Below are 17,341 nucleotides of genomic sequence, written 5' to 3' on the forward strand. Positions count from 1 at the left end.
CGCGCAACGCGCTGGGGCCGGGCGATCGCCGGAGCCCGGACGGCGGGCGGATGCCCTGCGATCGCCGCGCCTTTGGCGGGCTGATCTATTTCAGCCGCCGGAGCAGTTCCTTGGCGACCTCGGGGGCAGAAGCCGGGTTCTGGCCGGTGATCAGCTCGCGATCGATCACCATGTTCGCCGAGAATGGCGTCTTGTTGCTGACATAGTTCGCACCGGCGGCCTGAAGCGCCGTCTGCGGGTAGAGCTTCATCGTCCCGCCGTTGAGCAGCCCCTTGGCGATTTCTTCTTCCTGGTTGCTGATCACGGTCAGCCGGTATCCGGCGTAGATCCAGCCCGGGCGCGCTCCGGCGCCGTTGCCGGCTTCAAGCCGGCCGACGAAGCCCTGCGCATCGGACAGGGTCGAGAGCAGAGCGATCGGGCCGTGGCATGCCAGCGCCGTGGTCTTGCCCTTGGCGTGGAAGTCGGCCAGCAGCCGGCCCAGCTCGGGGCTGACGAGCAGGTCCTGCATCGGCGCATGGCCGCCCGGCACATAGACGGCGTCGAACTGGTCGTAGCCCCTCTGCTCGACGCGCGCGAGGCTGACGACGGGCGACTCGCTGCGCGAGGTCAGCTTGAGTTGGGCGAGCAGGGCGAGGCTGGCCTGCATCGCCGTCTCGTCCCCGTTGAAATACATCTTGTCCACCGAGGACTGGTCGAGCGTCGGCGCCGCGCCTCGCGGGGTCGCGAAGACGATCTCGTGACCGGCATCGCGCAGGGCCTGGACCGGCTGCATCAGCTCGTTGAGGTAAAAGCCCGTCTTGAAGACCCGGCCGTCCCGCAGGTCGAGATGGTCCGAATCCGAGAGGACGACCAGCACATTGCCGGCATGGGCGGCGGCGGCGCTGAGGCTGAGGGCCAGGGCGGCCGCGAGCGTAGGAATGAGTTTCATCATGCTTCTCCGGGGAGGAGGCCCCTCCGACGAGCGGGAGGGGCCGGTCATCGCCTTGTTATGGCGTTATGGCGCTGTCAGGCGCGTTCGGTCCGGGCGGTCAGCAGATCCCGCAGGGCTTCGCCGACGCCGGTCGCCGATTGCGGGTTCTGGCCGGTCACCAGCCTTCCATCGACGACGACCTTGGCCGTCCATGCGGGGGCCGCATGGTGGTGCGCGCCGCGTGCCGACAAGGTGCTGGCGAGGAGGAAGGGCACGAGCTGGTCCAACTTGACCGCCCGCTCCTCCTCGTCAGTGAACGCGCTGACATTCTTGCCGGCGACGAGATGGCTGCCATTGCCGAGCGTGACGTTCACCAGTGCGGCCGGGCCGTGGCAGACGGCGGCGACGAGACCGCCCGCCTCGTAGATGTCGCGCGTGACGCGCTGCACGGCGGGGCTGGTCGGAAAGTCCCACATCGCACCGTGTCCGCCCGCGAAGAAGATCGCGGCGTAGCGCGACGGATCGACGTCGCCGAGGCGTGGCGTGCGGCGAATGGCATCACGGAAACGTTCGTCGTTCCAGTAATGCGCGTTGGTCGGATCGTTCAGGTCGAGGCCGTCGACCGGCGGCTCGCCGCCGTCGATGGAGGCGAATTCCACCGCGATGCCGGCAGCATCGAGCACGGCGAGAGGATGGGTGACTTCGCCCAGGTAAAAGCCGGTGGGCTCGCCGCTGTCGCCCTTCACGCCATGGCTGGTGAGGACGAACAGCACGGGCTTTTGCGCTGGAGCGCCGATATTTTCGCTGGCCAAGGTCTTCTCCTGAAATCTTGACGCTGAAGTGCGTCCCGATAGCGGAGATTTATTGGCCTATGCTCGGGCGATAAATCCGGCTTGCGCGAAATCATTTGTTCTCAGAAAGCAATAATGCGACCCATCGGGGCCTTGCCGATGGCGGCGGCGCCCTCCACGAACAGTGCGCGCGAGGAATATATTCATGTTCGGGAGGCAGGAGTGACGCGGCGTTTTGCCCATCTCGACGATGTCGAAGCCTTTGTGAGCGTCGTCGAGAACGGATCGATGACGGCGGGCGCCGTCGCCCTGTCGACGACGCCGTCCGTCGTCAGCCGCGCGATCAGCCGCCTGGAGACGCGCCTCGGCGTCCAGCTCATGCGGCGGACGACCCGGCGCCTCAGCCTGACCGAGGCCGGGCGCGCCTATCTGGAGCAGGTTCGCAGCGCCTTTTCGTTGATCGCGGACGCCGAGCGGGCCATCCAGGGACAGGATGGAGACCTGTTGGCCGGCCATGTGCGCGTCAGCGTCTCGACGACCTATGGCCATTACCGCCTGCCCGAGACGCTCAGCCGCTTCGCCCAGGCCTATCCGCTGGTGAATGTGGAGCTGAGCATCACCAACCGGAACGTCGATCTGGTGGCGGAGGGCTATGACCTGGCCATCCGGCTCGGGCCGTTGCCGGACAGCGGGCTGATCGGGCGCAAGCTGGAGGACGCGCCGCTGTGCCTCGTGGCCTCTCCGCACTATCTCGAGCGGGCCGGGACGCCGAAGACGATCGAGGATCTGGCGAGCCACCAGTGCTTGCCGTTCGTGATGCCCAGCACGGGCCGTGATGCGCCTTGGCTGTTTCGCCTCGACGGCCGCGATCTGGACTGGACGCCGCCGGGGCGCGTGCGAATCTTCGATGACGTGCTGGGGGTCGTTTCACTGGCCGAGCGCGGCATGGGAATCTGCCAGACCTATGATTTCATCGTACGGGATCACATCGCCCGAGGACGCTTGGTCGAGCTGCTCGAACATGCGCGAGGACGATCCCGTCCCTTCTCGGTGATTTTCGCGCCGCATCGGCGCATGTCGGCCGCGACGCGCGCGCTGATCGATTTCCTGGTCACGCCGGAATGAGAGGCCCGCCGCGTTGAGGGGGCGCGCCATGACGCCTTCGAGGAGAAGCTCGCCGCCTTCGCCGCGGCCGTGCTGGCGGTCATCCATCTCCGGGGCGTGCGGACGTCCCCCGCGGCGTGAACGATGAAAACGATCGATCGCGCGCCGGATACTCTCGCCTGCGGCGCGACGCGCGGCTAGGCATCGGTCATGGACGAACTCGACCGCACGATCCGGCGTCAGGCGATCGCGTTGACGATCGGCCTCTGGCTGGCGACTGCCGGGCTCTTCATGCTGCCGGCGCTGCTGTCCGACTATCCCTTCTCCGCCTCGATGGTCGCCGGCGTCGGATCGACGACCGTCATCGGCATCTTCATTTCGGCAATCCTCTTCCGGGTCGCCTGGCGGCTTCGCGAAACACCGCTCTGGCGACGCTATGGCGCGACGGCGATGGCGGCGGTCGGGATGGCGGGGCTCACGACCATCATGGATGCCTATAAGAGCCAGTGGCTGATGCGCTGGCTCAATCCCGAGCTCGGCGCGGAGAATCCCGTATTTCGTGCGATCGCGAACTTTGTCGGCTGGGTGCCGCTGTTCGCGCTGATCGCCGCAATATATCTGATCCTCATCCACAATGCCCAGATGGCGGCGCGCGCGCGCGAGCTTGCCGATGCGCGCGAGGCGGCGAACCGGGCGGCGCTGGCGGCGGCGGCGGCCGAAGGCGCAGCCACCTCGGCGCGGCTCGAGGCGTTGCGCTACCAGCTCAACCCCCATTTCCTGTTCAACACGCTCAATGCAATTTCCTCCGCGGTCATCACCGGCCGCGCCGACGCGGCGGAAGCGATGCTGGCCAAGCTGTGCGATTTCCTGCGCGCCACGCTCGCCTCCGCCAAGACGGGCCTGGTCGCGATCGAGGACGAGCTGCAAACCGTCTCCGACTATCTGGAGATCGAGGCGGCCCGGCTCGGCGATCGGCTCAAGGTGGAGATGCAGTGCCCGATGGCGCTGCGCGAGACGCCCGTGCCGGCCTTTCTTCTGCAGCCGCTGGTCGAGAATGCGATCAAGCATGGCGTCGGCGCGACCAGCCGGACGGTAACGCTGCGGATCGACGTGGCATCGATTGACGCTGCGGTGCGCATCTGCGTGCGCGATGACGCCGGATCGGCATGCGCCGGCGGCGCCAAGGGCACGGGGCTCGGCCTCGCCAATGTCCGCGCGCGCCTGGACGCGGTCTATGGCGCCCGGGCACGGCTGGACGCGACCCCAAGCGACGACGGGTTCGCGGCGTGCATCACCCTGCCCGCCAAATTGCCCGCCGCGGCCCGGCACGTGCCGGCCGGTCCGGCCCAGGCGGGATAGCGGGGCATTGGAGGGGAAGGAAATGCGCATATTGCTGGTCGATGACGAGCCGCTGGCGCTCGACCGCCTGGCCGCCTTCTTCAGGAACATCCCCGAGGCCGAAATCGTCGGGACGGCCGCCAATGGCAGGGAGGCGCAGGCGGCGATCGAGCGGCTCCGCCCCGATCTCGTGATGCTCGACATCCAAATGCCCGAGATGAGCGGCCTGGCGCTCGCCGGCACCCTGCCCTTCGACGCGCGCCCCGAGATCGTGTTCGTGACCGCGTTCGAGCATTTCGCTCCCGACGCGTTCGAGGTCGAGGCGGCGGACTATCTGCTGAAGCCCGTGCGGTTCGACCGGCTGCGCCAGGCGGTGGAGCGCGCGAAGCGGCGTCAGGCGGGGCGCCGCGCGGCGCAGGCGGTCGAAACGGCGCCGCCGCCTTCGGGCTATGACGAGACGATCTGGGTGCCGCTGCGCGACGGGCAGGTGCGCGTCCCCGTCGCGGCGATCGACTGGATCGAGGCGGCGGGGGATTATGCGATGCTGCACACGGCGCTGCGCAGCTATCTCTACCGCACGACCATGTCAGCGCTCGAAAAGCGGATCGATCCGGCCGAGCTGATGCGGGTGCATCGATCGGCCTTCGTCCGGCTCGCGCGGGTGGTCGAGACGCGGCGGATGGACAAATGGCTGCTCACCCTGGTGCTGAGCGACGGCGCCGAAGTCGCGGTCGGCCCGAACTATGCCAGGGCGGTGAGCGAAGCGCTCCATGTATAACGGGATGTGTAGCGGGATGTAGCGGGGCCCGGCCGGGACGGTGCCGGCGGCGAACGAGCTGCTCTGCGCGCGTCATCGCCCCGGCGGCAGGACAAGAATCCGGAGCAGCCGAAGCGTTCACCGCATCCGCGCCGGTTTTCGTCGCGCGCCGAAGCGTCCGACTATCAGCGGCACGCTCCCGACGCGGCGGCGATGATCGCGCGCCGCCAATCGGTCATTCCGGGATCGAGACAGTTTGCGAGGACGAGATGAAGCGGATTCGAGTGGCGACGGCCGCGGCCGTCGGGGCGATGATGGCGATGGCCTGGCCGCCAACGCCGGCGCGCGCGCAGGACGATGGGTGCGCGGTCGCCGCCAAGCCGAAGAAGAAGCGCGGCCTGGGCGGGCTCCTGTCGGCGGCGCGCAGCTCGGGCCTGGAAGGCTCGATCGCCGGCGCGCTGCGCGGCGATGGCGATCTCAAGTCCGATCTCGGCGGCGTCGCGCGCGCTACGGCCGAACGCGGCGCCGCCGATGCCGGGGCGCGCGCCGCCTGCGCAGCGACGGACAGGGCAAGCGGAGGCGGCGAAGACGGGACCGGGACGCGCCCGGCTGCTCCGGCATCGGCCACCGGACGCGCGCGGCGCGAAACCGCGGCGGCCGATGTCCAATATCCCAGCCGGATGCCCGTCGCCGACACGATCAAGGCGCAGATCGCCGCGTTCGACGCATTCGGCAAGGTGCGCTGCGCATCGTGCGAGGGCGGCCATGCCTATGAAAGCTGGGCGCGCCAGGCCTATGTGAGCGAGCTGCGCGGCGAATATAATGGCTGGGCGAAGAAGCTCGGCAATCTCGCGGTCGGGGCGACCCTGCCCTGGACCAGCGGGAGCGCCGCGGGGGTCATCACCGTCCGGAGCGAAGGCGCGGTGAACGGCTTCCGCTGCAAGCAGCTCCACTACCGGCTGACGCGCGGCAGCGCGAGCGCCGAGCGGCCCGGGCTCGTCTGCTGGGGCAGGCTCAACGAATATGCCGGCAGCGACAGCTGGGTCGAGGTCTACTGAGCCCCCCGCCCCCGCATCACTTTCCAGAGGATTTTCGAGCCATGAAGATGCTGTTCGCGGCGGGCTTTCCCGCTGCATTGACGGCGCTCGCCGTGCCGATGCTGTCGGCGCCCGCGCAGCAGGCCGGCTTCACCGGCAGCCCCCTGCCCGCCGATGCCGCCCAGCCCGAATGGCCGGCGCGTTTCGATATAGTGCGGCTCATGCGGCACTGGCAGACGCCCTTCGGCCAGATTGCGATCGAGACGATCGAGGAGGATAAGGCGATCGGCCGGCTCTATGCCGAGGGCAAGTGGCGCTCGCTCGGCATCCGCTGGTCGGCGGCGCATGGCCTGCTCGCGCAGTCGCCCGATCCCGACGATCCGGCGAAGCCGATCGAGTTCGTCATCCGCCTTTCCGCCGACGGCCGGCGGTTCGAGGCGCGCCACGTCAACGACAGCAGCATCGGCGGGCGCACGACCTGGTCGGCGGTCCCGATCGACATGGCGACGCTCGACCGGTCGATGTGGGTCGGCAAGTGGCGGACGCCGCATGGCGAATTGTCGATCGAGGCCGATGGCTATCACCTCGTCGGCACGCTCGTCACGCCCGGGGGCGCGGGCCAGGTCGCCGCGCAGAGGCAGGTTTCGCTGGTGCCCGCCGGCCCCTTCACCGAGCCCGACACCGGCCGGCTGACCGGTGCATGGCGGGGCATCAACGGCACTTCGGGCGCGGGCAGCTTCCGCCTCGAAATGGGGCGCGACGCCGAGATCTTCTACGCGCGGATCACGCGCGAGGCGATGGGCGCGATGCGCGAGGAGACGTTCGAGGGCCGCCGCGTGCGCGGCTCGGCGCCCGCGCCCCATGCCCGGCGGCCGCAGGAGGATCTGGGCTGCGTCCAGGCCAATTCCGGGATGACCCGCGCGGGCGACCTGCTGGTCGAGCGCCATTTCGACCGGACCGCGAGCGGCGTCGCGAACGGACGCGCGCGCTACATCAACAGCCTGCTCGTCATAAGCCCCAACATGGCGCCGCGCGCGCTGAGCCCGGACAATCTGTCGCTGCGGCTCGAGGAGGCCGACGGCAGCGGGATTGCGACCGATCATTTCTACCATATGTCGGGCGAGCAGCGCTGGCTGACCCGCGAAGTGCGCTGCGCGCGGGCGGGATTCATCTTCGGCCATGTCGATGTGCCCCACCGGCCCTATGCCAAGGCCATATTGCTGGTCGACGGCAAGCGCGCGGCCGAATGGGATATCAGCGGCGAAGTGCCTGCCGGCCCCTATGCCGAGCGCAACGACGCGCCCGCGCCGGGGCCCCAGCCCGATCCCGAGCCCGATCCCGAGCCGGCGCCCTCGCCCCCGCCCCCGCCGTCGATGCCCGGCCATGTCCGGCTGCTGAATGCGAACTGGTGCACCGAGGTCGGCATGCTGCGCATCCGCGTGCACCCGCCGACCGCGACCGCAGCGATGTTTTCCGATGACGGGCGGATCACCCAATATCTGATGGACCTGCGCGCGAGCAGCGACAATTTCCGGCTCGAAGGCACATGGCTGATGGCCGTCCCCGACGCGACGCGCGAGCCGGTGACGATCGAGGTCGCCGGCGACGGCCGCACCATGACCGCGAGCCTGGGCGGCAACGGCGCCATCCATGGGCGCCACGTGCTGCTCAACGGGGTGATGGTCAATGGCGAGAGCCAGCCCGCCCCGAATGCGTGCGCGGCGCATGCCCGCAATCCCGGCGGCATGCCGCCGGCGGGCGAGCCCCAAGGACAGCCGCAACCGCAACCGCAACCACAGCCGCAACCACAACCACAACCGCAGCCCGGGCCGCAGCCGCAGCCCAATGCCGGTTTCCAGTCGCTGCAGAAATATGATGTGCGGGTCGATCGGGTGGTGGCCGCGCGCGATCAGGCGCGGATCGACGTGTTCGTGACGCTGCGCAACGCGACGGGCGCGCCGCTCTATGCGACTTCGGGCGCGCTGATGGTCCGGCTCGAGGATTCGGACGGCGTCGGCAAGGTCAACGGCCAGATCCTGCGCGCGACGCCCGAGGGGCGCGTCGCTTTCGCCTCGACCCCTGCGATCGAGCCCGGTGCCGAGTTGCGCGCCAAATACAGCTTCCATCCCGATGCCGGCGCGCGCCCGGTGCGGGTGATCCTGACCGAAGGCGACCGGCGCGCCGAATTCGCCGCCAGCGGCGGCTCCGCGCCCTGACCAGCGCTCGACCGCGAAGCGCCCGCCGCGCGCATCGCATGACATCCCAGGCGAACCGTTACCCGATATCGAGAGGAATGAACGACATGACAAGCATCGCACCTATTCTCGGCGCCGCGCTCGTCGCCGGGACCGCCTTCGCCGCCGCCGACGCCGCCCAGCCGGGCGACAGGCGCACCGGCACGATCGAGGTGACCGTCACCTATGCCGGCCAGGGGAGCTGGAAGCGCAGCCTTGAGCATGGCAGCCATGTCTACGACCGCAAGCTTGTCTACCGCATGCCGCTCGTCGGCCATTATGGCCCGGCCTCGGGCTTCGAGGAGATCGACGCCAAGCTGCCGCCCGCGATCGAAGGCCCGATTCCCGAGCAGAAGATGAGCAAAGCCGACATCGCCGACCTGTCGGCCACGTTCGAGGCCGCTGAAGCCGCCTGCGGCGAGGATGAAGACTGTCTGGTGCAGGCAATGAAGGGCAAGGCCCGCCAACTCCACGCCGCCGGCAAGATCGAAGTGCCGAAGCAGATGCCCAAAGCCAATCTGCCGGATTTCGCGCGCTTCCTCGTCATAAGCGGGGACTGCCCGCGCTCGGTTGCCACGCTTAGCGCCGCCGACCGCTATGACGAGACGCTGATCGAAGGCAGCGAGGGTGCCGGCGGTCTCCGGCGGCAGACCTATAGCGTGGCGGGCACGGCCACGCTGCGCGGCGGCAAGGGCGACAAGGGCGACACGCATCATTGCCGCTTCAACGCCGTTATCGACACCAGGACCAACATGTACGGCCTCCAGCTGCCGATCTGGGCCCGGGTCGCCGCCTCGGACGGTCGCCCGGGCGGGGCGCGCGACGTTGACTTCACCGGCACGGGCGGCAGCGCGCGGCTGGCCGAGAAGCTCGACGCGCGCACCCGCTGGCTCGAATTGCCGATGCCCGCCGGCGGCAAGCTGATGACCGGCCACCGCGTCCTCGAAAATGTCAACGACGCCGGGCCGGACGGCACGCCGATCCGTGCCACGGTGGACTGGAAGATAACATTGGACTGAGCGCCGGCCTGAGCGCCGGTTCGGGCGGGCGCACGGCTCGTCGTCCTACCCCAAGGTCAGTCCGAGCATGGTTCAGTCGGGCGCGACATAGCCGGCGGTGACCTCGCCCTTGTGGGCGGCGAAGGCTGCCAGGACTTCGGCCTTCTCGGCCTCGGGGACTTTGAAGAAGTCGAGAGACCGTCCGAGTTCCGCCGCGACTTCATCGAATTCCGCAGGCGAGATGCGGAATTCCCGGTGGGCCTCCTCAAGACCGAGCCGCGTCGCGCCGGGCTTTGTGGGGACGAACCGGTACGGCCCGCCCGAAACGTCGGCGAGCCAGAGCGTTCGCATGAATTTGAGGCCCGGCAGCCTTTCCAGATTTTTGGTGTGCCATTCCCGCAGCCGCGGGTTCCTGGAATTCTGGCCGACGACAGGATTCTTCACGACGGCGTCGCTGAAATGATCCACCACTGCGGCGATGGCGAAGATGCCGCCCAGCCGCTCGTACAGACTTTTCTCGGGCCTGGGCTCTGCATGCGCCTTTTCCGCCCCCGCCAATATAGCCGCCGGGGCGGCGGAAAGCGCCAGCCCCGCGACTATGCTTCGTCTTGTAATGAAAGTCGAAACAGCCTGTTCCATGACCAATTTCCTTTGTTGGCAGGAGACAAGTTGGCAACCCCGGCGAGCTCTGGCCCGGCGAGCTCTGGCCCGGCGAGCTCTGGCGTCACCGGAAGCCCTCGCAGCGGGAGCCATGGATCCAGAGGAGCTTTCGACCCACTCGAGCCGAGGATGCGCTGATAGCCGATCCTAGCATATTTCAGGCCGACTGTGACCGTTGATCCCCCTAGCAGGACTCCCAGGGGCGTCCGCTATCGAGCCACTGCCGTCAGAGCTATTTTCAGCGCTCAGCGTGAGGCCAGGGGAAATCGCGCCAGGACGTCGATGTCGGCCGGGTCGTGCTGGACGATGAGCCTGGCCTTCAGGGTGGCGGCCAGCTTTTGCAGGCGATCCATCGAGGCCAGGGAGTCCGCGCGCTCACTGTTCCAGGTCGGCACGGCCTGCGCCGCCCATTGGGCTTCCAGGTGAACGACGTCGCCGCTCAGGATGACGGGGCCGCGCTCGTGCAGTCGCACGAGCAGCGCGGTCGCGCCGGGCGTATGACCGGGCATGGCCAGGATCACCACCGATCCGTCGCCGAACACGTCGCGGTCGCCTTCGATCGGATCGACCCGAGCGCCGCCGGTCAGCCAAGGCGCGAGCAAGGCCTTATCCGCGCCGAACGGGGTCTTGCCGGCCTGCAGCGCAGCCCAGTCGCCGGCCCCGATCAGCAGGGTGGCCTTCGGGAAGGCCGCCGCCTGGCCCACATGGTCGAAATGATAATGGCTGATCGCCAGCCGGCTGATCTGGTCGGGCCGCACGCCGACCTTCGCCAGCTGGCTGGGCAGGTCGGCCGCCAGCGTCGGGCTGATCGGCTGGGCGTCGACCGGCTTTCCGAGCAGGGCGGCCGGCAGGCCCGCATCCCATAGCAGATAGTCGTTGCCATGACGGACGAGGTAACAGCCGTTGCTCAAGCGGCGCGATTGTCCCGCATAGGCGCCAGTGTCCGAGAGGGGCGAGGCGTCGTTCATCTGGATCTCGCCGCAGTTCAGACGCCAGAGGCTGATTTCAGGGGCCGCCGCGTTCGATCGCGAAGCTGCCAGCGCCAGGACGAAGACCGCACCCAGCGCGCGCCAGGGAATGTGCATGGGAAAACCTCCTTTTCGGTGGGAGGCATCCTTATGGAGCAGCCACGACCGGACGCGCCCGTATCGACCATGAATGAGCCCGAAACGCTCACTGACGGCTTGCCTTCGCCGGGCGCGATGGCCATGGCCTTGGCATGAGCGGCAGAGCCTCAGCTGGATCGGATCAGGGCTTGCGACAGGCGCTGCTGGCGCGGCTGTCCGCGCTCAGCCTGGGCGCCGGCGTCAGCGGCCCGGTCGCGCATGGCGCGCCCGGCGCGGCGCGGGTGTTCAGCTATTGCGTCTTTGCCCGGGAGCAGATCCGCCGGCAGCAGCTCGACCAGCCGGCGATCGTCGTCATTGTGAGCGGAACGAAGGAGCTTTGGACCGGCGACGTCTGCGAGCGTCTCCCTGCCGGGATTCCGTTCGTCATGCCGGCTGGAACATCCTTCGACATCGTCAACATTCCCGACAGCCGCACGGGGCGCTACGAGTCCGTTTGCATGAATGTCGACGCGGAGTTGCGCGGCGCGATCCGCCAATTGCCTGGAATGGCGGCCGAGCAGCCGAGCCCGGCGCGCGGGCGGATGATCGAGCTGACACCGGACTTGGTCGAGGCCTATGGCCACGCGGCCACGACCGTCGCCGATCCACGCCATGGGCCTGCGCTCGCGCGCCACCGCATTCTGGAAATACTGATGCTGGTCAGATCCTCGCCAGCGGCGCGGCTTCTGTTCGCCGCCTCGATCGTCGAGAGGGCGGAGCTTGTCCTGCGGAGCGATCCGGGGCGGGCCTGGCGCGTCGAGGACCTCGCGCGAGCGCTTGGCTTGGGCGCCTCCACCCTGCGACGACGCCTGGCCAGGGAAGCGACGTCGTTCAGGGACCTGCTGCTGGCGACGCGCATGGCAGCGGCGGGAAATCTGCTTGGCTCGCCGGCCTATTCCGTCACACAGGCGGCTGAGGCGGTGGGATACAGCTCGCGCTCCCATTTCGCGCGAAGGTTCCGCGCCGCCCATGGCATGCCTCCCAGCAAAATGCGGGCGAGCGGCTGATCACGGTCATGCCGGACGCCCATGCCAGCACTGGCTTTTCATGTCAGCGCTGGCTTTTGACGCTTTGCGGGCATTGAGCTGCTGCCAGCTCGGCGGCACGCCGATCCGTGCCACGGTGGACTGGAAGATGACATTGGATTGAGCGCCGGTTCGGGCGGGCGGCGGCGTCATTTCCCGCGCGGCATCGTCGTCCGATCCTTTGCACCGGGGGCTGGTCAACGCGCATTCGCGGTGCGATCAGGCGCGGCGGCCGCTTCATCCGATGCGATGGCGAGGCCGGATCGGGATGGGAGGCATGCGCCATGTACGAGCTCTACATCGGCAACAAAAATTATTCGTCCTGGTCGCTCCGGCCCTGGCTGCTGATGCAACAGCTTGGCATTTCCTTCCATGAACGGCTGGTGCCCTTTGGCGACGGCGCGTTCGAGGCCTTCTCGCCGAGCGGAAAGGTGCCATGCCTCGTCGATGGCCCCCGGCTCCTGTGGGACTCGCTCGGGATCACCGAATATCTGGCCGAACGCCATGCCGGGGTCTGGCCGGCCGATCCCGACGCCCGCGCCTGGGCCCGATGCGCGGCGGCCGAGATGCATTCGGGCTTTGGCGCCCTGCGTGAGCGATGCACGATGAACCTCGGCATCCGCGTGCGCCTCGACGCGATGCCGCCATCGCTCGCGCGCGAGATCGCGCGCATCGACGCGCTCTGGCAGCAAGGGCTCGACCGCTTCGGAGGGCCGTTCCTGGCAGGCAGCGTCTTCACTGCGGCAGACGCCTTCTTCGCGCCTGTCGCCTTTCGGTTCATGATCTACGGCATCGAGACAAGCGCGCCCGCAAATGCCTATGCCGCGCGGCTGCGCATGCTCGGGCCGATGCGGGCATGGTATGAAGCGGCGATCGCAGAGCATTGGCGCGATCCGGAGCATGAGGAAGAGGCTCGGCGCGCCGGCAGCTGGACTGCGGATCTTCGCAGCCAGCCGCACCGCCGCCGGGACAGCGCCTCTTCCTCGACCGCCGCAATCACATGATCACCCAAGCCTTGCGAACAGGCTCTCATCGTCCATGCCGGCCTCCATTCCAGCCCGCCATGCTCGAAAGCGGCGCTGCAGCCTTCGCGCAGACGACGTCCTCGATCAATCCGCTTCCGTCTGCTCCCGCCCCGCTGGGCTCCCGCGTAGAGCATGCGGAAAATGCGGCTGGCCGTCGTTCGATAGAAGCACCGCGATCCAGCGGGTGCTCTCGAACTGGGTGCAGACCATCATCAGCATGAGCGTCAGCGGCACGGCGAGGAAAGCGCCGGGCATTCCCCACAGAAAGCTCCAGAAGGACAGTGCCAGGATGGTCGCGACAGGGTCGATATTCTGCGTATCCGCCTGCATCCTCGGATATATGAGGTTGCCGATTACGAATGCGGCCACCTGGATGCCGCCGAACACGACCACCGCCGGCCACACTGTCGGAAATTGCAGCAGCGCGAACAAGGCGGGCACCACCGATCCGATGGTGACCCCGATGATTGGGATGTAGGAAAGGAGGAAGAGGATGATCGCCCAGAAGAGCGCATTGTCGAGGCCCATGGTCACCATCACGAGCCCCGAAATGCCCGCGAGCATCAATCCGGTCAGCGTCTGCACCGAAACATAGGTCTCGATGTCCGCTGCGATCCTTCCCATCCCCGCCCTGATTGCCTGCGCGTGATCCGACGAAGCGGCAATATTGCGCACCTTCGGCGCGATCCTGGCGCGCGATGCGAGCATGAAGCCGAAATAGACGATCATGAGGAAGACGCCGGACACTATGTCCTGCACACCCGCCAGCACGTCACCCGCCAACCGGGGAACGTTGATCCGGCCGACCAGGTTGCTAAGGTGCAGCGGCTCGTCCAGACCCAGCCAACGACCGGTCCCTTCCACCAGCTGGTCGAGCCGCGCGACCAGCGCCGGCCCCTGCTCCGCTATCTCCACCCCACCCTGCGCGATCACATAGATCGCGCCGAATGCGGAAATGCCGATGATTGCCCCCGCCAGTGCCACCACTGCCCAGCCGGGCGACCTCGGCCACCGGCGCCCGATGGACCGTACCAGCGCGTTGACCAGAATCGCCAGCACGAACGCCACGACCACAGGGATGAGGATGCTCCGAAGGAAGTAGAGCAAGGCCATTCCGGCGGCGGTGCCGGTAATTACCTGCGCAATGCCAACGGGCGCAGTCCTCAATTCCCTGTCTCCTGCCATCCGTCTCCTGCCATCGCCAGCCAGCGCCCCACGCGTCGCTCCTGCATCAAGCCTGGGGCACCTGTATATCATGGCCATGAACGGCGCCGATGTGAACTCGCAGGTCCACTTTCCCTCCTGGGGGCGCTTGACGCCCGGCGTCATCGCCGGGGCTGCCTGAACTGGCCGATTTCGGTCGGTCCGCTTCCGTCAACGGGAGGTGAAAAGCGGACGCTGATGTCGTGCAGCGGACCGGCGTCCGGCAAGCGCTGGCACCTCCAGCCCTGGCCCACCGTCCCATTCCTTTAGCCAATCGACCGCTTCTCGCCGATCAGGGCCTGCGCGCACGCCGGAGTGGGTCTACTCTCTTAGCGCCACGCCGCCGTGGTCGCGTTCACCGACTACATCACCCGATACTTCGTGATGGCACGCGAGGTCGAACGGCGCTTCGCTCCCTGAATGTCGGCAAGCGCATAATCCAGAAATACGGCGCCTCGGCTCAGCTCTCTCCTACAGGTCCAGCCGAGCTTGAAGTTCCGGAGGTCGTGATACGATCCGAGTGCCCTTCGATGAGCGAAGGCACGGGCAGCAGGAACCATGGCGATCTATCGGGAAAGAGGAGGCAGGCCAACAGGGAAGCCATGGCTGTTCCCGAACTGCCCGGTGACGGGAAGTTCGGCCAGGCAGCTTCCAAGTCGGACACGCGCCAGAAATCATGTCCCACCTGAAACACGGCGTTCGTACCTCCAGCGATATGCTCAACGCCGAACTGGCCGTAGTCCTCCGGAAGGTAGGCGTTCAGCGCAAGATGATCGAGATGATGAAGCGAGGAATCAAACTCGTCGGCCAAGTCGAAGAGACTCGACAAGCGCAGAAGCGCGATCACGAACTCGGTGGGTTGCGCGACCATCTCAATATTCGGCTGCGCGGGCTGATTGCTGCGCGCCACGAGATAGCCGAGAACCTTGGAGGGATCGAGGTCCGCGCGCGCTACGCGCCCTCCGCAACTGACCGCGGATGTAAACATATGTCCGAGCATCCGCTCGGCCTCCTCGTCGAGGCCGACGCGCGCTGACGCAGTCAACGCGGATATGACGTACGGCGCCTGGCAATCGCTCATGGCAACGAGCGAGAGCGAGTACGTTTCAAAAATCCGGGCGAACAGGTCAGCAAGTCTTGTCGCAGCCAGCTCGGCATCGAGCCCGACCGCCAACCGGGCATGGACGGCATACCCGGCCCATCCGAGCAACTTGGACAGGCGGATTGGGAGGTAATAGAGGTCACCCATTCCGCCGGTCACCAACGCGTATCGATAGCTGTCGACGGATTCCACCACGTCCCCTATCGCATGCTCGACCAAGACAGCGATCTCAGCGCAACAAGAAGCGAGATAAACCGCAATCTTAGGCTCGGCCGAGAAGGGCAACGTGGCGACGGCACACGCTGCCTTGACTTCGATCTCGCGGAACCGATCTCGCGAGTCCCGAGCCTGCGCGGCGCAGGCTTCCGAGACGCGACAGGAAAAGTCGATCAGGACGACGGGGTCGGCCTGCAAGTCCGACAGCAGCGGCGTGAGCCGATCAAGGAAAGCGCGAGGCTCCCATCGCGTCGGGATAGCGACATAAGGCTCCCAAAGACGAGGCAGGCCGGCACGGATCGCAGCGGTCGTATTGGCGTCGGGCCATCCGACGAGGACACTCCGCAACGGAGCGTTGCCCGTGCCGGCATGCGGATTCTTGCAGAAGCTGGAAGGCCCGTAGAGATTGAGCCCCCAGACGACGGGAGTCTGGGCCCCAGCGGCGCTGACACGTTCGGATACGGCCCTGCCGATCTCGACAAGGTCCAGAGCGGGCTTGCTGTCCTGTAGGAAGATGTCGCCGCGAATGCATTCAAGAAGTGCGGCGGTGCCAATGCCATGGCCGCCCACCTCGATGGCCTCCTCATCGGATGCCGCTGTCGCCAGCAACGTTACGCCGGGCGTGCCGAATTCGCCCATGACCTCCGATTTCAGGATCACGTTGAGGTCCGAAATCAGACCGCCCGACTGACAGGCGTCTATGACGAGATAGGTCTGCTTCGGCGTGGCTTCTGCGATCATCCGGAACAGGTCCGCCAGCGAGAGCGCCGTTGCCGAGAGGCCTTGCAAGCGCGAATCCCGCGTCGCCATGTAGAAGCTGCCGCCGCTCACCGCGCCGTGTCCGGCGAAAGCGATCGCGAGCGTGTCCAGGGTTCCGGCGCCAAACAACATCGCCGTCAGAGCCTCGCGGACTTCCTGCAAGGTCGGTGACAGCAGGAGGCGCGACCGAGCTGTATCATAGTCGCCGACATCCGGCTTTATCAGCGCCTCGAAAATGCCGGTCGCGTCGGCCTCTGCGCCGGTGAGAGAGCTTAAGTGATCATAGTCGTTGCAACCGATCGCCAGAAGCGCTCTGCCACTCATTGGTCAGCCTGCTTGAACTTCGATTTCCGCTCGGCTTCCCTGACTAGGGCTGCCTGAATCTTCTCAGCTTTGATCTTCTCGATTTCAGCTTCGATCTCTGGAGGCACGTTCTGCATCTCGCTGGCTATGCGCTCGGCCATTTCGGGACCGACATGGATCTGCGGCATGCTGACATTTCCGTCGCGGTCGACTCCAAGTTGGATCTTGCTGAACATCTCGAGGATCGACTGCGAGAACGAACCGGCAGCCTGTGCGCTGACAACGTTTCCAACTTTCTCTGCCGCGGCACCGACAACGCCATACATGTTCTGGGCGAACTGCTTCTCCATTTCTTCGTTGATCGGGAGAATCGTTCGACCGATCAGGCCTAGATCGTTGTCAGCGATTTCCTTGAAAGGGATGAGCCACTCGGCTGATAACGTGTGCATCGTGGTATCGGGCTCCGGCTCCCGCGCCGCGTGCACCCAGTTGGCGCCGTGATTCATCCTCAAGACGTTATGCTCGCTTACGAACATTTTGCGCGACTGTTCCTGCATCCTGCCCATGAGGGCCACTACGGAAGACTCGAAAGCTTCGTCGTCCTCTCTCCGCTCGAAACAGATAATTCGAGGGTCAGCCTTTTCGGGCGCGTCACTGGCGTTGGTCATCAGCCACTCTATCATACCACGCGAATTGTGGCGCACGCGCTAACTGCACCCTGGTGACACTCGGACGCGCGCGGTGCGCCTTCTTGCGCCGCTGCCCAGCGCTGG

16 protein-coding genes are annotated in these 17,341 nt (G+C 66.8%); 8 read left to right on the forward strand and 8 right to left on the reverse strand.

Annotated features, from left to right (window positions below; all coding sequences use genetic code 11):
* Window positions 1-85: 85 nt before the first annotated feature.
* Together CLG96_RS06205 and CLG96_RS06210 are read right to left on the reverse strand one after the other, a co-directional pair.
* Window positions 86-979: a type 1 glutamine amidotransferase domain-containing protein gene (locus CLG96_RS06205; RefSeq protein ID WP_207796608.1), complete on the reverse strand. Its 894-nt coding sequence runs from the start codon at window positions 977-979 to the stop codon at window positions 86-88.
* A 26-nt stretch (window positions 980-1,005) separates the two neighbouring features.
* Entirely contained in the window at window positions 1,006-1,722 is a 717-nt protein-coding gene (locus CLG96_RS06210; RefSeq protein ID WP_165799551.1) for a type 1 glutamine amidotransferase domain-containing protein, read from the reverse strand.
* 201 nt (window positions 1,723-1,923) lie between these two features.
* Between CLG96_RS06210 and CLG96_RS06215 the strand changes: the two genes are divergently transcribed.
* From CLG96_RS06215 to CLG96_RS06240, 6 genes are all read left to right on the forward strand, one after another.
* Window positions 1,924-2,826: a LysR family transcriptional regulator gene (locus CLG96_RS06215; RefSeq protein ID WP_165799552.1), complete on the forward strand. Its 903-nt coding sequence runs from the start codon at window positions 1,924-1,926 to the stop codon at window positions 2,824-2,826.
* Between the two features lie 189 nt (window positions 2,827-3,015).
* On the forward strand, window positions 3,016-4,164 hold the full coding sequence (locus tag CLG96_RS06220; protein WP_107967010.1) for a sensor histidine kinase: 1,149 nt from the start codon (window positions 3,016-3,018) through the stop codon (window positions 4,162-4,164).
* Between the two features lie 22 nt (window positions 4,165-4,186).
* Window positions 4,187-4,921, forward strand: coding sequence for a LytR/AlgR family response regulator transcription factor (locus CLG96_RS06225; RefSeq protein ID WP_107967011.1), 735 nt, complete (start codon window positions 4,187-4,189; stop codon window positions 4,919-4,921).
* A gap of 248 nt (window positions 4,922-5,169) precedes the next feature.
* Window positions 5,170-5,958, forward strand: coding sequence for a hypothetical protein (locus CLG96_RS06230; RefSeq protein WP_107967012.1), 789 nt, complete (start codon window positions 5,170-5,172; stop codon window positions 5,956-5,958).
* Between the two features lie 41 nt (window positions 5,959-5,999).
* Complete coding sequence (locus CLG96_RS06235; RefSeq protein WP_107967013.1) at window positions 6,000-8,153, forward strand: hypothetical protein; 2,154 nt, start codon at window positions 6,000-6,002, stop codon at window positions 8,151-8,153.
* A gap of 86 nt (window positions 8,154-8,239) precedes the next feature.
* The gene (locus tag CLG96_RS06240) at window positions 8,240-9,190 is read left to right on the forward strand and encodes a hypothetical protein (protein ID WP_133175365.1); all 951 of its coding nucleotides are present in this window, start codon (window positions 8,240-8,242) and stop codon (window positions 9,188-9,190) included.
* A 72-nt stretch (window positions 9,191-9,262) separates the two neighbouring features.
* Here CLG96_RS06240 and CLG96_RS06245 read toward each other — a convergent pair whose 3' ends face one another.
* Both CLG96_RS06245 and CLG96_RS06250 read right to left on the reverse strand, forming a co-directional pair.
* Complete coding sequence (locus CLG96_RS06245) at window positions 9,263-9,727, reverse strand: group I truncated hemoglobin (RefSeq protein WP_207796609.1); 465 nt, start codon at window positions 9,725-9,727, stop codon at window positions 9,263-9,265.
* A gap of 347 nt (window positions 9,728-10,074) precedes the next feature.
* Window positions 10,075-10,914: an N-acyl homoserine lactonase family protein gene (locus tag CLG96_RS06250; protein WP_107967016.1), complete on the reverse strand. Its 840-nt coding sequence runs from the start codon at window positions 10,912-10,914 to the stop codon at window positions 10,075-10,077.
* 263 nt (window positions 10,915-11,177) lie between these two features.
* Here CLG96_RS06250 and CLG96_RS06255 point away from each other — a divergent pair, with 263 nt between their 5' ends.
* Window positions 11,178-11,942, forward strand: a complete 765-nt coding sequence (locus CLG96_RS06255) for an AraC family transcriptional regulator (protein ID WP_165799553.1) — start codon at window positions 11,178-11,180, stop codon at window positions 11,940-11,942.
* A 6-nt stretch (window positions 11,943-11,948) separates the two neighbouring features.
* Here the strand turns inward: CLG96_RS06255 and CLG96_RS18665 are convergent, their stop codons facing one another.
* Window positions 11,949-12,113 carry a hypothetical protein gene (locus tag CLG96_RS18665; RefSeq protein ID WP_165799554.1) on the reverse strand — a complete coding sequence of 55 codons (165 nt, stop codon included), beginning with the start codon at window positions 12,111-12,113 and terminating at the stop codon, window positions 11,949-11,951.
* Between the two features lie 131 nt (window positions 12,114-12,244).
* On the opposite strand from CLG96_RS18665, the gene CLG96_RS06260 reads away from it, so the two are divergent.
* Complete coding sequence (locus tag CLG96_RS06260) at window positions 12,245-12,964, forward strand: glutathione S-transferase (RefSeq protein ID WP_107967018.1); 720 nt, start codon at window positions 12,245-12,247, stop codon at window positions 12,962-12,964.
* Window positions 12,965-13,069: 105 nt separating this feature from the next.
* On the opposite strand, the gene CLG96_RS06265 is transcribed toward CLG96_RS06260, so the two are convergent.
* The 3 genes from CLG96_RS06265 to CLG96_RS06275 form a co-directional block, all read right to left on the reverse strand.
* Window positions 13,070-14,152, reverse strand: a complete 1,083-nt coding sequence (locus tag CLG96_RS06265) for an AI-2E family transporter (protein WP_107967019.1) — start codon at window positions 14,150-14,152, stop codon at window positions 13,070-13,072.
* A 496-nt stretch (window positions 14,153-14,648) separates the two neighbouring features.
* Window positions 14,649-16,589 carry a caspase family protein gene (locus CLG96_RS06270; protein ID WP_107967020.1) on the reverse strand — a complete coding sequence of 647 codons (1,941 nt, stop codon included), beginning with the start codon at window positions 16,587-16,589 and terminating at the stop codon, window positions 14,649-14,651.
* Window positions 16,586-17,236 (reverse strand): hypothetical protein, encoded by a 651-nt coding sequence (locus tag CLG96_RS06275; protein ID WP_133175366.1) that lies wholly within the window; start codon window positions 17,234-17,236, stop codon window positions 16,586-16,588. Before CLG96_RS06275 ends, CLG96_RS06270 begins: the two co-directional genes overlap by 4 nt.
* Window positions 17,237-17,341: the final 105 nt, after the last annotated feature.

The sequence above is a fragment of the Sphingomonas oleivorans genome (assembly GCF_003050615.1).
GTDB classification, from domain to species: domain Bacteria; phylum Pseudomonadota; class Alphaproteobacteria; order Sphingomonadales; family Sphingomonadaceae; genus Sphingomonas_H; species Sphingomonas_H oleivorans.

Excerpts from the sequence above, each read along its gene's own strand:
- CLG96_RS18665 (WP_165799554.1), bottom strand. The coding sequence starts at position 12,113 with ATGACGCCGCCGCCCGCCCGAACCGGCGCTCAATCCAATGTCATCTTC.
- CLG96_RS06275 (WP_133175366.1), bottom strand. The coding sequence starts at position 17,236 with ATGACCAACGCCAGTGACGCGCCCGAAAAGGCTGACCCTCGAATTATC.
- CLG96_RS06260 (WP_107967018.1), top strand. The coding sequence starts at position 12,245 with ATGTACGAGCTCTACATCGGCAACAAAAATTATTCGTCCTGGTCGCTC.
- CLG96_RS06205 (WP_207796608.1), bottom strand. The coding sequence starts at position 979 with ATGACCGGCCCCTCCCGCTCGTCGGAGGGGCCTCCTCCCCGGAGAAGC.
- CLG96_RS06235 (WP_107967013.1), top strand. The coding sequence starts at position 6,000 with ATGAAGATGCTGTTCGCGGCGGGCTTTCCCGCTGCATTGACGGCGCTC.
- CLG96_RS06240 (WP_133175365.1), top strand. The coding sequence starts at position 8,240 with ATGACAAGCATCGCACCTATTCTCGGCGCCGCGCTCGTCGCCGGGACC.
- CLG96_RS06250 (WP_107967016.1), bottom strand. The coding sequence starts at position 10,914 with ATGCACATTCCCTGGCGCGCGCTGGGTGCGGTCTTCGTCCTGGCGCTG.
- CLG96_RS06225 (WP_107967011.1), top strand. The coding sequence starts at position 4,187 with ATGCGCATATTGCTGGTCGATGACGAGCCGCTGGCGCTCGACCGCCTG.
- CLG96_RS06270 (WP_107967020.1), bottom strand. The coding sequence starts at position 16,589 with ATGAGTGGCAGAGCGCTTCTGGCGATCGGTTGCAACGACTATGATCAC.
- CLG96_RS06230 (WP_107967012.1), top strand. The coding sequence starts at position 5,170 with ATGAAGCGGATTCGAGTGGCGACGGCCGCGGCCGTCGGGGCGATGATG.
- CLG96_RS06220 (WP_107967010.1), top strand. The coding sequence starts at position 3,016 with ATGGACGAACTCGACCGCACGATCCGGCGTCAGGCGATCGCGTTGACG.